1 protein-coding gene is annotated in these 248 nt (G+C 57.3%); it reads right to left on the bottom strand.

Annotated elements, in window-relative coordinates; genetic code table 11:
• A partial coding sequence (locus SAY88_RS25440; protein WP_332635220.1) for a hypothetical protein occupies positions 1-223 on the bottom strand: 223 nt, incomplete at its 3' end.
• Positions 224-248 lie beyond the last annotated feature (25 nt).

Below are 248 nucleotides of genomic sequence, written 5' to 3'. Positions count from 1 at the left end.
CAACGTCGCCTGCCTCGATGCCACTCCAGTCCTCAATCCCTCCCGCCAGCTCGTGCGCGTCTCTTTTGATCATGGAATTTCTGGTGACGCCCGAGGATGCCACACTTTTCCTAGACGCATTAACGTCCGAGACGGCATCCGTCCCGCTTTCCGTTGGAGTTGCCTCCTCCCACAGTGTTCCATTCTCATGGGCCATCGCCTTGGCCAGCTCCGCATCAGTCACATTCGCTTCACCCTTTTCGTACATG

The organism is Halalkalibacter flavus, from assembly GCF_036663575.1.
GTDB classification, from domain to species: Bacteria; Bacillota; Bacilli; order Bacillales; family Bacillaceae_D; genus Halalkalibacter; species Halalkalibacter flavus.
The sequence above is the reverse complement of the archived record's forward strand: the minus strand, read 5'-3'. Positions and strand labels throughout refer to the sequence as shown.